Annotated in this window: 12 protein-coding genes; 7 read left to right on the top strand and 5 right to left on the bottom strand. The window is 66.1% G+C overall.

Features of this window, described 5'->3' with window-relative positions:
- Positions 1-76: 76 nt before the first annotated feature.
- A complete protein-coding gene (gene hrpA / locus DB032_RS07890; RefSeq protein ID WP_107798989.1) occupies positions 77-4012 on the top strand; it encodes an ATP-dependent RNA helicase HrpA in 3936 nt (1311 codons plus the stop codon).
- 84 nt (positions 4013-4096) lie between these two features.
- On the opposite strand, the gene DB032_RS07885 is transcribed toward hrpA, so the two are convergent.
- The 3 genes from DB032_RS07885 to DB032_RS07875 form a co-directional block, all read right to left on the bottom strand.
- Complete coding sequence (locus tag DB032_RS07885) at positions 4097-5413, bottom strand: MFS transporter (RefSeq protein ID WP_107798988.1); 1317 nt, start codon at positions 5411-5413, stop codon at positions 4097-4099.
- A 66-nt stretch (positions 5414-5479) separates the two neighbouring features.
- Positions 5480-6721, bottom strand: coding sequence for a GNAT family N-acetyltransferase (locus DB032_RS07880; protein ID WP_107798987.1), 1242 nt, complete (start codon positions 6719-6721; stop codon positions 5480-5482).
- A gap of 79 nt (positions 6722-6800) precedes the next feature.
- Positions 6801-7601 (bottom strand): helix-turn-helix domain-containing protein, encoded by an 801-nt coding sequence (locus DB032_RS07875; protein WP_107798986.1) that lies wholly within the window; start codon positions 7599-7601, stop codon positions 6801-6803.
- Positions 7602-7738: 137 nt separating this feature from the next.
- On the opposite strand from DB032_RS07875, the gene DB032_RS07870 reads away from it, so the two are divergent.
- The 6 genes from DB032_RS07870 to DB032_RS07845 all read left to right on the top strand — a co-directional run bounded on the left by DB032_RS07870 (position 7739) and on the right by DB032_RS07845 (position 14572).
- A complete protein-coding gene (locus tag DB032_RS07870; protein ID WP_107798985.1) occupies positions 7739-8629 on the top strand; it encodes a DMT family transporter in 891 nt (296 codons plus the stop codon).
- Positions 8630-8771: 142 nt separating this feature from the next.
- Positions 8772-9551, top strand: coding sequence for a class II glutamine amidotransferase (locus tag DB032_RS07865; RefSeq protein WP_107798984.1), 780 nt, complete (start codon positions 8772-8774; stop codon positions 9549-9551).
- 68 nt (positions 9552-9619) lie between these two features.
- Positions 9620-11425, top strand: a complete 1806-nt coding sequence (locus DB032_RS07860) for a putative nucleotidyltransferase substrate binding domain-containing protein (RefSeq protein ID WP_107798983.1) — start codon at positions 9620-9622, stop codon at positions 11423-11425.
- Positions 11425-12033 (top strand): 3'-5' exonuclease, encoded by a 609-nt coding sequence (locus DB032_RS07855; protein WP_199225847.1) that lies wholly within the window; start codon positions 11425-11427, stop codon positions 12031-12033. Before DB032_RS07860 ends, DB032_RS07855 begins: the two co-directional genes overlap by 1 nt.
- A gap of 202 nt (positions 12034-12235) precedes the next feature.
- Positions 12236-13756: an aldehyde dehydrogenase family protein gene (locus tag DB032_RS07850; RefSeq protein WP_107798982.1), complete on the top strand. Its 1521-nt coding sequence runs from the start codon at positions 12236-12238 to the stop codon at positions 13754-13756.
- Between the two features lie 342 nt (positions 13757-14098).
- On the top strand, positions 14099-14572 hold the full coding sequence (locus DB032_RS07845; protein WP_199225846.1) for a class I SAM-dependent methyltransferase: 474 nt from the start codon (positions 14099-14101) through the stop codon (positions 14570-14572).
- A 51-nt stretch (positions 14573-14623) separates the two neighbouring features.
- Here DB032_RS07845 and DB032_RS07840 read toward each other — a convergent pair whose 3' ends face one another.
- The gene (locus DB032_RS07840; protein WP_107798980.1) at positions 14624-16819 is read right to left on the bottom strand and encodes a phosphocholine-specific phospholipase C; all 2196 of its coding nucleotides are present in this window, start codon (positions 16817-16819) and stop codon (positions 14624-14626) included.
- A 16-nt stretch (positions 16820-16835) separates the two neighbouring features.
- On the bottom strand, positions 16836-17012 hold the full coding sequence (locus tag DB032_RS24095; protein WP_158274261.1) for a hypothetical protein: 177 nt from the start codon (positions 17010-17012) through the stop codon (positions 16836-16838).
- Positions 17013-17170 lie beyond the last annotated feature (158 nt).

Genomic DNA, 17170 nt, shown 5'->3' with positions numbered 1-17170 from the left:
CGGCAATCCAGGCCTGCCGGACCGCCACGCAGCTGTTATAATCGCCGCTTTCCTGTAATCCAGTGTTCTTTTCCCGATGACTGCTGCCCAGCTGCTGGCCCAACTCAAGGCCGACCTCCCCTCCTGCCTGATCCGCGACCGCCACGCCTTGCGCCGCAAACTGAGCGACGCCGCCGAGCGGCTGAAGAAAAACCAGCCCGCGGACAGACAGCTGGCCGACATCCAGACGCAGATCGAGCGCTCCGCCGCCAAGGTGGCCGCGCGCCGCGCCCATCTGCCCAAGCCCGATTTCGACGACGCCCTGCCGGTCAACCAGAAACTGGCCGACATCAAAGCCGCCATCGACGGCCATCAGGTGGTGATCATCTGCGGCGAAACCGGCTCCGGCAAAACCACCCAGCTGCCCAAGATCTGCCTGGAACTGGGCCGCGGCGTGCACGGCCTGATCGGCCACACCCAGCCGCGCCGGCTGGCCGCGCGCTCGGTGGCCAGCCGCATCGCCCAGGAGCTGAAATCCACGCTGGGCGAGCATGTCGGCTTCAAGGTGCGCTTCACCGACAAGCTGTCGGACAAATCGGTGATCAAGCTGATGACCGACGGCATCATGCTGGCGGAAACCCAGACCGACCGTTATCTGGAAAACTACGACACCATCATCATCGACGAGGCGCATGAACGCAGCCTCAACATCGACTTCCTGCTGGGTTATCTGAAACAGCTGCTGCCGCGCCGGCCGGACCTGAAAGTGATCATCACCTCGGCCACCATCGACGCCGACCGCTTCTCACGCCATTTCGACGGCGCGCCGGTGATCGAAGTCTCCGGCCGCACCTATCCGGTGGAAGTGCGCTACCGGCCGCTGGCGCAGCGCGATGAAGACGAGCGCGAAGTGGAGATGGAAGGCGCCATCGTCGACGCCGTCGACGAGCTGTCGCGCCAGGGTCCGGGCGATATGCTGGTCTTCCTGCCCGGCGAGCGCGAAATCCGCGAAACCGCGGAAAAACTGCGCAAATCCGGCATCCGCGGCTACGAAATCCTGCCCTTGTTCGCGCGCCTGTCCAACGAGGACCAGCAAAAGATCTTCAAGCCCTCCGGCGGCCGCCGCATCGTACTGGCCACCAATGTGGCCGAAACCTCGCTGACGGTGCCGGGCATCAAATACGTGATCGACACCGGGCAGGCGCGCATCAACCGCTACAGCCCGCGCGCCAAGGTGGAACAGCTGCAAGTGGAGAAGATCTCCCAGGCGGCGGCGCGGCAGCGCGCCGGCCGTTGCGGCCGCGTCGAGGCCGGCATCTGCGTGCGCCTGTACGGCGAGGACGACTTCAATCAGCGTCCGGCCTTCACTGATCCGGAAATCGTCCGCTCCAACCTGGCCGCGGTCATTCTGCGCATGGCCGCGCTGCGGCTGGGCAAGGTGGACGCCTTCCCCTTCATCGAAGCGCCCAGCAGCCGGCTGATCGCCGACGGCTACCAGGTGCTGACCGAACTGGGCGCGGTGGACGACAAGGGCGAACTCACCGGCGTGGGCAAGGAGCTGGCGCGGATTCCAGTGGACCCGAAAGTGGGCCGCCTGCTGCTGGCCGGCCGCGACTTCGGCTGCGTGCGCGAAGTGCTGATCATCGCCGCCGCCTTGAGCGTGCAAGACCCGCGCGAACGCCCGTTCGAGGCGCGCGAGGCGGCCGAACGCGCGCAGGCGCGCTTCAACGACGAGAAGTCCGACTTCCTGTCCTTCCTGCACCTGTGGGACTTCTTCTCCGACGCGCTCAAGCACAAGAAATCCAACCGTCTGCTGATCAACACCTGCCACGAGCATTTCCTGTCCCATCTGCGCTTGCGCGAATGGCGCGAACTGCACGCGCAGCTGGCGGACATCGCCGGCGAGCTGGGCCTGATCAAGCGCGAACAGGCGCACGCCGACGCCGAGCAGCCGGACGCGCAGATGACGCAGAAAAAGCGCCAGCAGCTGGACGCCGTCGCTTATGAAAACCTGCACAAGGCGCTGGTGACCGGCCTGATCGGCAATCTGGGCATGAAAAACCAGGAAGGCGACGATTACCAAGGCACCCGCGGCGTCAACTTCCACGTCTTCCCCGGCTCCGGCCTGAAAAAGGCCAAGCCCAAATGGCTGGTGGCGGCGGAACTGGTGGAAACCACCCGCCTCTACGCCCGCTGCGTGGCCAAGATCGAGCCGGAATGGGTGGAAAAGCTGGCGCCGCACCTGGTCAAATACCATTACTTCGACCCGCACTGGGAAAAGAGCCGCGGCGAAGTGGTGGCCAGCGAACGCGTCACCCTGTACGGCCTGACCCTGGTGCCGCGCCGGCCGGTCAGCTACGGCCGCATCGCGCCGGAAGAAGCGCGTGAGCTGTTCATCCGCGGCGCGCTGGTGAATATGGACTATGTCAGCAACGCGCCCTTCTTCCAACGCAATCAGCAATTGATCCGCGAAGTGGAGCAGCTGGAGCACAAGGCGCGGCGTCAGGACGTGCTGGTGGACGAAGAGGCGCTGTTCGCCTTCTACAGCGAACGGATTCCGGCCGAGGTGGTGGACGCCGCCAGCTTCGAGGCCTGGCGCAAGGAGGCGGAAAAGACCGAAGCCAAGCTGCTGCACCTGACGCGCGAAGAACTGATGCGCCACGCCGCGCAGCATGTCACCGAAAACCAGTTCCCGGAATGGCTGGAGCTGGAAGACGGCCGCCTCAAGCTGCGCTACCGCTTCGAACCCAACCACCCGCTGGACGGGGTCACCCTGGACGTGCCGCTGGCCATCCTCAACCGCCTGCAGCCGGCCGCCTTCGAATGGCTGGTGCCCGGCATGGTGCGCGAGAAGCTGCAACAGCTGATCAAGGGCCTGCCCAAGCAGATCCGCCGCTGCTGCGTGCCGGTGCCGGACTTCGTCACCCGCTTCCTCAGCGTCAATCCGGATCAACAGCAGCCGATCGCGCCGCAGCTGGCGCGCTTCATCCTGCGCGAAACCGGCGGCGTCAAAGTGGACATCGACGATTTCCGCGCCCAGGAGCTGCCGGCCCATCTGCTGTTCAACTTCCGCGTCATCGACGACGGCAAGCAGGAAATCGGCCTGGGCCGCGACCTGCTGGCGCTGCAAAAGCAGTTCGGCCAGGCCGCCCAGCTGACCTTCCGCGACACCAGCGCGGAGTTCGAGCGCGATGAAGTCAGCAGCTGGGACTTTGGCGAACTGCCGGAAAGCATACAGTTCGCCCGCGGCCGCCAGCAGCTGACCGGCTATCCGGCGCTGACGCTGGAGCAGGACAAGGTGGCGATCCGCCTGTTCGACACCCAGTTGATGGCCGAGCGCCATCACCGTCAGGGCGTGATCCGGCTGCTGCAGCTGCAGCTCAAGGAGCAGATGAAGCAGCTGTCCAAGGGTCTGCCCGGCATGACCCAGCTGGGTCTGCAACTGCGCGCGGTGGCCAATGTCGACGAATTGCTGGCCGACGCCATCGCCTGCATCTGCGACCGCGCCTTCATCGGCGACGACGCGCTGCCGCGCAATGAGAAAGCCTTCAACGAGCAGAAAACCCGCGCTCGCACCCGGCTGCCGGCGGTCAACCAGGCGGTGACCCAGTACCTGGGCCAGGTGGCGTCCGAATACGGCCCGCTCAGCGTCAAGATGCAGAAGCACAAGCTGGGCTACGAGTTGCAGCAGCAATTGGCCAAGCTGGTTTACAAGGGCTTCCTGGCCGCCACGCCGTGGAGCCAGCTGCCGCACCTGCCGCGCTATATGCGCGCGATGGGCTTGCGCATGGACAAGCAGCCGGCCAACCCGCAGCGCGACGGCCAGCGCGGCGCGGAAATCCGCGACCTATGGCAGAAATGGGAAACCCGGGTGGCCGAGGACAATGAAGCCGAAGGCGCGTCCCAGGCGCTGCTGGATTTCCGCTGGCAGATCGAGGAACTGCGCGTCAGCCTGTTCGCCCAGGAGCTGAAAACGCCGTATCCGGTGTCCGCCAAGCGGCTGTTGAAGCTGTGGAGCGAACTACCGCGCTAATGCTCGCCAGACCTTGAACTGGCTCGCCCTGACATGACAAAACGGCGGCGTCTTTATCGACGCCGCCGTTTTTCTATGCGCGCTTCAATGCACCGGATGGGACAAGCCCGGCCTATCCCCCCAGGCCAGCAGGAACAAACCCATCGCCAGCCCCACCAGGCAGAAAATCATCAGATAGCCGGCCAGCGCCAGCGAGCTGGCCTCCATCCACACCGACAGCAAGACCGGCGTGAAGCCGCCCACCACCGCGTAAGCCACATTGTAGGAAAACGACAGGCCGCTGAAGCGGATGGGCGCCGGGAAGGCGCGCACCATCAGAAAAGGCACCGCGCCGACAATGCCGGCGAAAAAGCCGGTCAGCGTGTACAGCGGGCGCAAGCAGCTCACGTCATGCCCCATGGTCTGGTAAAAACACCAGCTGCTGACGCCCAGCAGCAGGCTGCCCGCGGTGAACACCGGCCCGCCGCCGAAACGGTCCACCGCCAGGCCGGCGACGATGCAGCCCACGCTCAGCGCGATGATGGCCAGGCTGTTGGCGGACAAGGCCTCCACCGGCGGCACGCCGAACTGCTTTTGCAAAAAAGTGGGCGTCATCAGAATCACCACCACGATGGTGACCGACAGCATCGCGGTGGCCGCCATCGACACGGCCATGCCCAGACGATGGCCGCGCAAGGCCGCCTTCAGCGGCAGCTCGGCGGACAGCGCCTTGCGCGCCTGCATTTCGTTGAACACCGGCGTCTCATGCAGCCAGCGGCGCAGATACATCGCCACCAGGCCGAAAACGCCGCCGATCAAGAAGGGAATCCGCCAGGCGCCGCCCTCCAGCTGCTGCGGCGTGAAGAACAGATTCATCGCCATCGCGATCAGGGAGCCGAACAGAATGCCTATGGTCAGCCCCGAGGTGATGATGCCGCAAGCCAGGCCGGTGCGGCGCGGCGGCGCGTGCTCGGCGACAAACACCCAGGCGCCCGGCACCTCGCCGCCGATGGCCGCGCCCTGCAATACGCGCAGCAGGAGCAGCAAGATCGGCGCCCATATCCCTATGCTCTGATACGTGGGCAGCAGGCCCATCGCCAGCGTCGGCAAGGCCATCAGCACAATGCTGAGCGTGAACATGCGCTTGCGGCCGAACAGATCGCCGAAGTGCGCCATGACGATGCCGCCCAGCGGCCGCGCCAGGTAGCCGGCGGCGAAAATGCCGAACACCTGCAATTGGCGCAGCCAGCCCGGAATGTCGTGGGGGAAGAACAGCTTGCCCAAGATCAGGGCGAAGAACACGTAAATGATGAAATCGTAAAATTCCAGCGCGCCGCCCAGCGAAGCCAGGCCCAGCGTCTTGCAATCGTTCCGGTTCAGTTTGCGCGCGGGTGCCGCGGCGGCGCTCGCCGTTTGAGTCATATCAGGTCCTTTCCGCGACCAAGGTGCACACGCCCTCCCCGCCGCGCGGCGCGAAGGGCTAGGCCATTATTTTTTGAAGGGATTGATCGTCGGCGCGTCCTCGTGCTGGACGATGCCGAAGCTGCTGCGGATCAGCGAATTGAGCACCGGCTGGCGATGGCGTATCCACAGCGAGGTGGGCACAGGCCGGCAGCCCATCCTCGCCTTGGGTTCCAGCGCGGTGCGGCCGAAGATCACCCGCCGTCCGCCGGCGGCCAAGGCCGACTCGATCGCCGTGTGCAGCAGACGCAGGTAAAGCGGCAGCTCCTTGGCCGCGGCGCGGTCGAAGCCTATCTGCGCGGCGGTGACTTCCGCGCCGTCTTTCAAGACCAGCAGGAAGCCCAGCAGCGCGCCGTTCCGCCACAAGCCGCGCAGTTCCGCCCGCTCCGGCCCCAGCGCCGCCATCCGCCGCCAGTAGTCGGCGCTCACCGTCACCGGCCGCAGCGTGGCATTGTCTTGCACCGCCAGGTAAAGCGCTTGCATCCGCTCCGCCTGCGCGTCCACCTGTTCCGGCGTCATCACGCCGATCTCGCAGCCGGCGGCTTCCACGGGCTTGAAGATCTGCTGGCGGATGGCGCTGCGGTATTTGGAGGTCATGCCGGCCAGGTAGTCGTCGTAAACGCGCCAGTCCTCGGCCAGCGGCAACACCATATTGGGTTCCGTCTCCAGGGTGCTGTAGCTGAGCTTGCCCAGCGCCCGGCTGTCTTCCCGCGCCGTTTCGTCCATGTCCTTGACCAGCACGAAGTCGATCTGGCCGTTCAGCTTCTCCGCGCGGCGGATGCGGTAGAGAATCTCCGCCACCGCCTGCCAGCGGGTCTGCGGGTCCAGATCGGCGGCGAAGGCCGCGCCGTCCAGGCCGTAGCTGAGCATATTGCCGCAGACCAGCAGCCGTTGCCGCAGCTTGGGCTTGAGGTTTTGCGCCAGCGCCGCGCGCAGCGAGCCTTCCGGCCGCGGCCCGGGATGGGCGTGCATGGTTTCCAGGCTGACTTCCAACAGCTGCATCGCCACCGCCGCCACCGGCTCGCCGTCGCGATAGGCCAGCGCGTAGCGCACTTCGAAATGGGCGAGCCCGGACCGCTCCAGCGCGCGCCAGTAATCGCGGGACATCAGCAGCCCGTGCCGGGCCGCCAGCTGATCCCAGTGTTGTCCGTTCAAAAAGTCTATGCGCTCGGAGAAGGCGAAATTCAGCGCGCTGGCCTGCCGCAAGCGGCGGCGCAGCTTCCAGCCGTCGCCCAATTGGCGGGCCAGTTGTTTGATTTTCTTGCTCATGGCTTGGGGCGTAGAAGGCTGGTTCTATGATTGACAATCATTCCAGTGTGCCGCAATGCCAAACGGGCAACAAGCTCCCTCAAGGCGCGCCGTCGGTCAGCAAGCGCCGGTAACGCTCCGGGGAATAGCCCAACTGCTTGTTGAACATGGCGATAAAGGCGGAAGCGGTGCCGTAGCCCAGATCGGCGGCGATGTCCTGCACCGGCCGCCCCTCGCGCAGCCAGGCCAGGGCCCGCAGCAGTCGCATCCGGTTGCGCCACTGGACAAAGCTCATGCCCAGCTCGCGTTGAAAATGGCGCGCCAGCGTGCGCTCGGTGCCGTGCACGCGCCGCGCCCACTGCGCCAGCGTGGCCGCGTCGGCCGGATTGTCGCGGATGGCGGCCAGAATGGGCGCCAGCTGACGGTGCCGGCTGTCCGGCAGATAGCTGTCTTGGTGGCCGGCCTGGGCCAGCCGCGCCAGCAGCAGCTCGGCCTGACGCCGGTCCCACGGATCCCGGATCGCGGTAACGCCGCGCTGACAGAAGTCATCCAGCAGCGCGCGCAGCAAGGGCGTTTGCGGAATCAGGCAGGGGTGGGCGGGCAGCCCGGCGGCGTCCTCCGCGCCGACGTAGACCGAGGTGTAGCGCATCGCCTGGCGCACCGAGGCGGAGTGGCGCACCCCGGCCGGCACCCAGATCAGAAACTCCGCCGGCGCCGCCAGCGCGCGTTCGGCCTGACCGGCTTCGATCAGGCTCAACTCGATCACCCCCAGGCTGATGCAGTTCAACTGCCCCCAAGGGTGGCTGTGCGGCGAGAACTCGGTCTGCGGCGTCAGCTGGTCGTAGCGCAGATGGATGGGCGCCGGCGCCGGCAAGCCCTGGTCCAGTTCGGAATAGTCCAATTTGTCGGTTTCCCGCTATCGTCTTGTCTGGTTTGCGTTATATACATTGAATCAGACAGCGCTACACTGCGCACTGTCAATGCTTTTCTGTGCTCTCGCCCGCCCGATCGGACGAAAGCCGCATCCGGAGCCATCCCATGTATTCATTGTTTCCCATGCTGGCCGTGCTGATCTGGTCCGCCAACACCGTGGTGTCCAAGGCCGCGGCCCAGGCGCTGGACCCCGCCGCCATCTCCTTCTACCGCTGGTTGCTGGCCGCGCTGATTCTCACCCCCTTGAGCCTGCGGCCGGCGCTGCGCCAATGGCGGGCCATCCGTCCCTGGCTGGGCCGCTTCGCCGTGCTGGCCGCGCTCGGCATGGTGATGTACCAATGCCTGGCTTATTACGCCGCGCACAGCACCAGCGCCACCAATATGGGCGTGATCTGCGCCTTGATTCCCTTGCTGGGCCTGGCGTTGAACGCCGTCGCCTTCCGCCAGCCGGTGGGCGCTCACGCGCTGTTCGGCGTGGCGGTGTCCTTGCTGGGCGTGCTCTATCTGCTGGGCCAGGGGCGGCCGCTGGATCTGCTCAGCGGCGGCGTCAACCGCGGCGACGCGCTGATGCTGGTGGGTTCGCTCTCCTACGCGCTGTACGGCATTCTGCTGCGCCGCTGGGCGCCGCCCTTCGGCAGCTGGACCAATCTTTACATCCAGGTGCTGCTGGCGGTGTTGATGCTGGTGCCGGTGGCGCTGAGCGCGGACAGCCTGGCGGTGCCGCCGCAAGGCGTGGGCCTGGTCGCCTTCGCCGGCATCGCCTCCTCGGTGCTGGCCCCCTATCTGTGGATGCGCGGCATTCAGGGCCTGGGCAGCGAGCGCACCGCCATCTTCATGAATTTGCTGCCCTTGTTCACCGCCGTGATCGCCAGCGCGCTGCTGGGCGAAACCATTCATGATTACCACTGGCTGGGCGGCGGCCTGATCCTGCTCGGCGTCAGCCTGAGCCAGGGCGGCTGGGCCAAGCTGCGCGGCCTCGTCCGTTCGACGGCCTGAGCTTCGCTTTTCCCGCCGCGCCCGGGCTCCACGGCCGGCGCGGCGGGATTGCCGCGGCCCCGCTTATCGCCTAAGCTCTGTAACAAAACCGCAGCCGGCGCGGGCCGGCCATGACAACCTCTTTACCGTGGAATCAGAAACCATGTGCCAGTTACTGGGCATGAATTGCAATACCCCAACCGATATCCTGTTCTCCTTTGAAGGCTTTCACCGCCGCGGCGGCCAGACCGACCACCACGCCGACGGCTGGGGCATCGCCTTTTTCGAGAGCAAGGGCTGCCGCATCTTCCTGGACGACAAACCGTCGGTGGAATCGCCGGTGGCCAATCTGGTGCGCAACTATCCGATCAAATCGGAAAACGTGATCGCCCACATCCGCAAGGCCACCCAGGGCGAAGTCAATCTGGCCAACACCCACCCCTTCATGCGCGAGATGTGGGGCCGTTACTGGATCTTCGCCCACAACGGCAACCTGGAAAACTTCCAGCCCGAGGCCGGCTGCCATTACAACCCGGTGGGCAGCACCGACTCCGAGCGGGCCTTCTGCCACCTGATGGAACGGCTGCGCGCCAAATGGTGCCAGCAACCTCAGCTGGACGATTTGTTCGCCGAAGTGGCGCGGCTGGCGGCGGAGATCTCCAGCCACGGCGTGTTCAACTTCATGCTGAGCAACGGCGAGGCGCTGTTCGCCCACTGCTCCACCCATCTGCACTACATCATCCGCCAGGCGCCGTTCAACACCGCTCACCTGGTGGACGACGACGTCAGCGTGGATTTCGCCTCGGTCACCACCCCGCATGACCGCGTGGCGGTGATCGCCACCCAGCCGCTGACGGACAACGAAAGCTGGACGCCGCTCGTCCCCGGCGAGCTGCTGCTGTTCCGCGACGGCTCTCCGCTGCTGCAACACCTGCCGGGCTGAGCGCCCGCCGACAAGCCCTTGCCGCCGGTGTTATGCTGGCGGCAATGTCTTGTTCCGCGAGGCCCGCCATGCAGCGATTCGACTTCAGCCACGCCCCATTCGACGCCCTGAGCCCGGACGAACGCCTGAGGCTGGAGGCTTGCGCCGACATCCTGTTCTACGCCGACGAGCAAACCGTGCTGGCGCCGGACGCGCCGGTCACCGCCCTGTACGTGGTGATCAAAGGCGTGGTCAGGGAAATGGCCGGCGACGAGGTCGTCGCGCTGTACCGGGCGCAGGACGGCTTCGACGCCCGCGCCACCGCCGCCGGCCAGACTCGCCACCGCTTCATCGTCCAGGAGGAAGCGCTGCTCTACAGCCTGCCGCGCGCCGAAGTGCTGGCGCTGACCGAGAGCAACCCGCGCTTCGGCGCCTATTTTTACGCCAGCGTGTCGGAAAAGCTGGGCCGGCTGGCGCAAGGCGCCGGCCAGCGCGAACTGCAAACCCTGCTGGCGGCCACCGTGCGCGACGCCGGCGGACGCCAGCCGGTGTTCGTGGACGACGGCGCCAGCCTGCGCGACGCGGCGGCGGCGATGAAGGAACACAAATCCAAGTCCGTGCTGCTGCGCGGCGACGGGCGGCTGGGCATCCTCACCACCACGGACTTTCGCGACATCGTGCTGAACGGCGTGCCTTCGGACGCGCCGGCGGCGGAATACTGCCAGTACGAGCTGCTGACCATAGACATAGACGACTTCCTGTTCAACGCCCTATTGCTGATGACGCGGCGCAATTTGCGGCGCCTGGTGGTGACCGAGCGCGGCGAGCCGGTGGCCATGCTGGCCCAGGTGGACGTGCTGTCCTATTTTTCCAATCACTCCCACTTGATCGCGCAGCGGCTGGAGCGCGCGGCCACGCTGGACGAACTGACGGAAGTGGCGGAGCAGATCCCGCGGCTGGTGCGCATTCTGTCCGGCCACGGCGTCAAGGCGCTGCAACTGGGCCGGCTGGTGCAAAGCCTCAACGCCCGCCTGTTCGCCCGCGCCTGGCGGCTGATCGCGCCGCCGGAGCTGGCGGCCAACAGCTGCCTGCTGGTGCTGGGTTCGGAAGGCCGCGGCGAACAGATACTCAAAACCGATCAGGACAACGCGCTGCTGCTGCGCGACGGCGCGCCCTGGCCGCAACTGGAAGCCAGCTGCCAGGCCTTTTCCGCCGCGCTGTCCCGCTTCGGCTATCCGCCCTGTCCCGGCAACATCATGCTCAGCCACCCGGATTGGCGCTTCAGCGGCGCCGAGCTGCGCGACCACCTGCACCGCTGGGTGCACAGCCCGGACGGAGACGCCTTGATGCGGCTGGCCATCTTCGTGGACGCGGAAGCCGTCTGCGGCGACGCCGCGCTGCTGGAAGACGCGCAAAACTATCTGCGCGCCACCTTGCGCGACGACGCCGGCTTCTTCTCCCGCTTCGCTCGCGCCATCGAACAATTCGACACCCCCTTGGGCCTGTTCTCCCATCTGCAAACCCGCGAACGCGACGGCCGGGCGGCGCTGGACCTGAAAAAAGGCGGCATCTTTCCGCTGGTGCACGGCATCCGCGCGCTGGCGCTGGAATACGGGGTGAGCGAGAACAATTCACAGCAAAGACTGCAGGCGCTGGCGGCCCAGGGACGGCTGGAGCGAGGCTTGGCCGAGGACGCGGGCGAGGCGCTGTCCTATCTGATGCAACTGAGACTGGAACAAGGGCTGGAACGGATGAGCGCCGGCAAGGCGGCCGACAATCTGCTGGAGCCGGACAAATTGTCCTCGCTGGAACGGGACCTGCTCAAAGACGCGCTGGGCGTGGTCAAACGATTCAAGACGCAGTTGCGCCACCATTACCGGCTGGGCAGTTTCTGATGCTGTCCGCCCTGCTGCGCCAATGGCAACGCCGCCGGCTGCGCGACCCGGCCTACGCCGGCATGTATAGCGAACACCCGGACGAACTGGTCAGCCTGGACTGCGAAACCACCAGTCTGAATCCGGCGGAAGCCGAGCTGCTGTCCATAGGCGCGGTCAAGCTGCGCGGCAACCGCATCCTCGCCAGCGAGGCGCTCTATCTCTTGGTGCGGCCGGAGCGCGCGCCGCAGGCGGACAATGTGCGCATTCACGGCCTGCGGCCCATCGACGTCAATCAGGGCCTGGCGGCCCGGGACGCCGTGCGTCTGCTGCTGGACTTCATCGGCGGCCGGCCGCTGCTCGGCTATTACCTGGAATACGACCTGGCCGTGCTCAACCGCTACGTCCGTCCCTGGCTGGGCGTGCCGCTGCCGCAGCGGCGCATCGAGATTTCCGGCCGCTATTACGACTACAAGCTGCGGCAAAACCCGGACGCCCACATCGATTTGCGACTGGCCAGCATCTGCCGGGATCTGGACATGCCCGCGCCGCCGCGCCACGACGCGCTCAACGACGCCATCAACGCGGCTATGCTCTATCTGGCGCTGAAACAGCGCGGCTACGGCTGATGCCTTGCCTTCAACTCTGCGCGCCACGCTTCACGACGCGCGGCGGACTGGACCATTTCCCAACCCGCCATCGCCGCCGCCTTTGAACGACACGGCCAATAGGACAGGTGACACGCCCGAACCGACGCATCGCATTCTACAATGCCCTGCTGCGCGCCCAAGCTTGCGCGGCAAGCGGTCTATCCACAACAGGAGAAACACCATGCGTTACGCTCACCCCGGCACGCCCGGCGCGTTGATCGCCTTCAAGCCCCGCTACGGCAACTATATCGGCGGCGAGTTCACGCCCCCGGTCAACGGCCAGCATTTCACCACCACCTCGCCGGTGAACGGCCAGCCCATCGCCGAATTTCCGCGTTCCGACGCCGCCGACATCGACAAAGCGCTGGACGCCGCCCATGCGGCCGCCGACGCCTGGGGCCAGACCTCGGCGCAACAACGTTCCTATCTGCTGCTGCAGATCGCCGACCGCATCGAAGCCAATCTGGAGGTGCTGGCCGTCACCGAAACCTGGGACAACGGCAAGCCGGTGCGCGAGACGCTGAACGCCGACATCCCGCTGGCGGCCGATCATTTCCGCTATTTCGCCGGCTGCATCCGCGCCCAGGAAGGCACGGCGGCGGAAATCGATCACAACACCATGGCCTATCACATCCACGAGCCGCTGGGCGTGGTGGGCCAGATCATCCCGTGGAACTTCCCCATCCTGATGGCGGCGTGGAAGCTGGCGCCGGCGCTGGCCGCCGGCAACTGCGTGGTGCTGAAACCGGCGGAACAAACACCGCTGGGCATTTCCGTGCTGATGGAAGTGATAGGCGATCTGCTGCCGCCGGGCGTGATCAACGTGGTCCACGGCTTCGGCAAGGAAGCCGGCCAGGCGTTGGCCACCAGCAAGCGCATCGCCAAGATCGCCTTCACCGGCTCCACCCCGGTGGGCCGTCACATCCTGCAATGCGCGGCGGAGAACATCATCCCGTCCACCGTGGAGCTGGGCGGCAAATCGCCCAATATCTTCTTTGAAGACATCATGCAGGCGGAACCGTCCTTCATCGAGAAAGCCGCCGAAGGCCTGGTGCTGGCCTTCTTCAATCAGGGCGAAGTCTGCACCTGCCCGTCCCGCGCCTTGGTGCAGGAATCCATCTATCCGGCCTTCATGGCCGAGGTGCTGAAGAAGGTGAAGGCGATCAAGCGCGGCGATCCGCTGGACACCGACACCATGGTGGGCGCCCAGGCCTCGCAGCAGCAGTTCGACAAAATCCTGTCCTATCTGGACATCGCGCGCCAGGAAGGCGCCGAGGTGCTGAGCGGCGGCAAGCTGGAACCGCTGGAGGGCGGCCTGGCGCAGGGTTATTACATCCAGCCCACCTTGTTGAAGGGCAATAACAAGATGCGGGTGTTCCAGGAGGAGATCTTCGGGCCGGTGGTCAGCATCGCCACCTTCAAGGACGAGGCCGAAGCCGTCGCCATCGCCAACGACACCGAGTTCGGCCTGGGCGCCGGGGTGTGGACCCGCGACATCAACCGCGCTTACCGCGTCGGCCGCGCGATCAAGGCCGGCCGGGTCTGGACCAACTGCTACCATCTCTACCCGGCGCACGCGGCCTTCGGCGGTTACAAAAAGTCCGGCATCGGCCGCGAAACCCACAAGCGCGCGCTGGATCACTATCAGCAGACCAAGAATCTGCTGGTGAGCTTTGACGGCAAGCCGCTGGGCTTCTTCTAGGAAGCTGTTCGCGGTTAGCGAGATCGTGAACGGTTGCTAAACCCCAAAGCGCCGCGATGCGACAATCATCGCGGCGCTTCAGCTGCGCTTAAGCATTGTTTTCTAGCATGGTTTCTCCAGGACAAACCAGCATGTCAAACCGGAGAAAGTCCCATGCGCAGCCCTGATCCACTCGAAGCCTCCCCCGCCTTTTGCCCCATTTGCGCCAAAGCGCTGAACGCGCCCGCCGTCTGCCGGGCCCATTTGACCGCCCGCTCTCCCCGCCTGTTTCTTCGCGAATGGATAAACCGGCCCGACCGGGTGGGCGCGGTCTGGCCCAGTTCCAAGTGCCTGGCGCAGTGCATGGCCGCCCAGACGCCGATGTCCGGCACCGGTTTGGTGATCGAGCTGGGCGGCGGCACCGGCGTCATTACCCAGGCCTTGCTGGCGCAAGGACTGAGCCGCGAGCGCTTGCGGGTGGTCGAACGCTCTCCGGCCTTTGCCCGGCATCTGCGGCAGCGCTTTCCCTCGGTCCAGGTGATACAGGGCGACGCCGCGCGGCTGGCGGCCTTATTGCCGGAGCACGCGGCGATAGACGCCGTCGTCTCCAGCCTGCCGCTGCGCTCCCTGCCGCGAGCGGAAGCCTTGGCCATCGTCGAACAATGGCGTCGCGTATTGCCGGCCGGCGGCGCGCTGCTGCAATTCAGCTACGCCTTGCAGGCGTCGGCGGACTGGCTGGGCGCGGGCTTTGCGCTGCGCGACAGCCAACTGATCTGGCGCAATCTGCCGCCGGCCAGGGTGATGCGGTTCGAGCGCCTGGGCACGCCGGGCCATTAAAAAAGCGGCGCCGTCGGCGCCGCCCGTTTTAAACCGGCAAGACCGGCCGGCTCAGGACGTGGCCCACTGCTCGCCCTGCGCCGCGCCGCCCATCGCCGGATCGCTATAACCGTCGCGGCCGGTTTCCACCCGGCCGGCGAAGCGGCGGCTGAAGCCGGGGAACACCGGCGCGCTGACGCTGACGTCGTACCAGCCGTGACTGTCTTTCAATGGCCAGTTCAACACCGCCTCGCCCTGCGGCCCCACGGTGACGCGCTGCGGGTCGGTCTTGGCATAGGCGTTGGCTCGCACCAGGAACTCGCAGTTTTCGCGGCCGCTATTGTGCAGCTTCAGATAAACGTCGCCGGCGACCGGGTCGTAACAGACCTGAATCTCCGGCTGCGCCTTGCTCACGCGGCCCAGTTGGCCGGCGTCGCCGCTGAAGTGGCGATGAAAGCCGTTGGGGCCCAGCACCCACAAATCGTAAAGATTGGCGTCGTAATTGACCCGCCACAGTCCAGACAGCTGCTTGCCGGCCTCCACCGCGTAGCGGCGCGGCGGCGCGTCCAGATGGCGACGGTCGTACACGTGGAACACCGCCGCCGCCTTGCCGCTGTTGGCGAAGATCAATTCCACGGCGCCGGCGTTGCCGTCCACCCGCGCGCTGGCGTGCAGCTCGTAGGGCAAGGCGCGCGAGCGGCGCAGGCCGACGGCCTGGACCGGCAGTTCCGGCAAGGCCGGCGCGTTGGGCTTGGTGCGGCCGGGCAAGGCGCGCGCCCGCGCCGCCAGCGCGGCGGTGGCCGGCAGCTTGGGCAGCTCGGCGTTGGGGTTGACGAAGTCGAAACAGGACAGCAGATCGCCGCACACCGCGCGCCGCCAGGCGGTGATATTGGGCTCCTTGACCCCGAAGCGCTGTTCGATGAAGCGGATCACCGAGGTGTGGTCGAACACCTGGGAGTTGACCCAGCCGCCGCGGCTCCACGGCGAGATCACGTACATCGGCACCCGCGGCCCCGGCCCGTAAGGCACGTGGATCAGGTCGGCTCGCTCATTGCCGGTTTCGCTGCTGCGCAGATGATGGTATTCGCCGTCGGTCGCCACGGTGGAAGCGCCGGCCAGCACCGCTTTGGCCGGGTCCGCGTCCCAGCTCAGATAACTGGGCGCGGCCGGCGGCGGCAGATGGTCGAAAAAGCCGTCGTTTTCGTCGAAATTGACCAGGAAAACCGTCTTGCTCCACACCTCGGGATTGGCGGTCAGCGCGTCCAGCACGCGGGCGGTGTAATCGGCGCCCTGCGCCGGGCTGGACGGGCCGGGATGCTCGGAGCCGTCGGCGGTGGCGACGATGTAGCTGACCTGGGGCAGCCGGTTGGCCAACACGTCCTGACGCAGATCGTCCAGCGTCCAGGTGGACAAGCCCTTGCTCTTGAGCGCGGGCTTGGCGCCGGCCTCGCCGAAGTAGGCGGCGCGGAAGCTGCGGAAGCCGGCCACCGGGTTGTCGGTGAAGTTGTCGGCCATGTCCTGATAAATCTTCCAGCTCACGCCGGCCGCTTCCAGCCGCTCGGCGTAGGTGCTGAAGGTGTAGCCGCCCTTGGGGTTGTAATCGACGGAGTCGTAGGCGTTGGCGATCACCGGGCCCTTGCCCTTCTGCAAGGGATCGTTGCCGCCGCACCACAGGAACACGCGATTGGGGTTGGTGCCGCCCTGAAACGCGCAGTGATAGGCGTCGCACAGGGTGAAGGCGTTGGCCAGCGCGTACTGGAACGGCAGGTCCGTCTCCTTGAAGTAGCCCATGGCGTGGTTCTGCTTATAGGTGGGCCAGGCGTTCATCACGCCCTTGCCCCAGGCGTATTGCGCGTCCGACCACACATGCGGCGTGCCTTCCACCCGCATATAGGCGAAAGTCTGGGCGGTGTTGAGGTGGAACGGCGCCACCACTCGCGGCGGCGTGGCGCTGTTCCCCTGATTGGTCTGATACCAGACGGTCTTGCGCTTGAGCAAGGCGCTGTCGGCCAGCGGCAGCGGGAAGCGGTCGCCAAAGCCGCGCACCCCGGCCAGGCTGCCGAAGTAATGGTCGAAGGCGCGGTTTTCCTGGGTCAGGATCACAATGTGCTCGACATCCTGAAGGGTGCCGGTGCGGTTGTTCGCGGGAATGGCCAGCGCGCGCTGGATGGAGGCCGGCAGCAGGGACAAGGTCAAGGAACTGGCGGCCAGCGCGCTGCCGCGCTTGATGAACTGGCGGCGGGAAGCGAAAACGGGAGTGTCGGTCATGGCGGGCTATCCGGGTTCAGGGCGCGCAGCGCAGCGTGGCAGGCGGCTTGGTTTGATTGGAATTGCCGTTGCCCGGTTGGCCGGCTTGGTCCTGATTGTCGCCCAGGCAGCCGGCGAGCGCGGCCGCCAGCAGACAGGCGGCCAGCCGGCGCGCCCAAAGGGCGGAGCTGGGCGAAAGAGTGGTGAGCGTCATCGGGGTGCAATCGTCTTGTGGCGGCGCGGCGCGCCGCGGTGAAAAACCAAGGGCCCGGGGGCGGAATCCCAGGCCCTTGCCCTGCCCGGCGATGAGGCCGGGCGGGAAAACGATAGCGAGAACGCGTTACCTAATGATGTCGGTTTTGTGAATTAGCC

It is taken from the genome of Chromobacterium sp. Panama, assembly GCF_003052555.1.
GTDB lineage: Bacteria > Pseudomonadota > Gammaproteobacteria > Burkholderiales > Chromobacteriaceae > Chromobacterium.
This window is presented reverse-complemented; position numbering and strand designations above follow the sequence as displayed.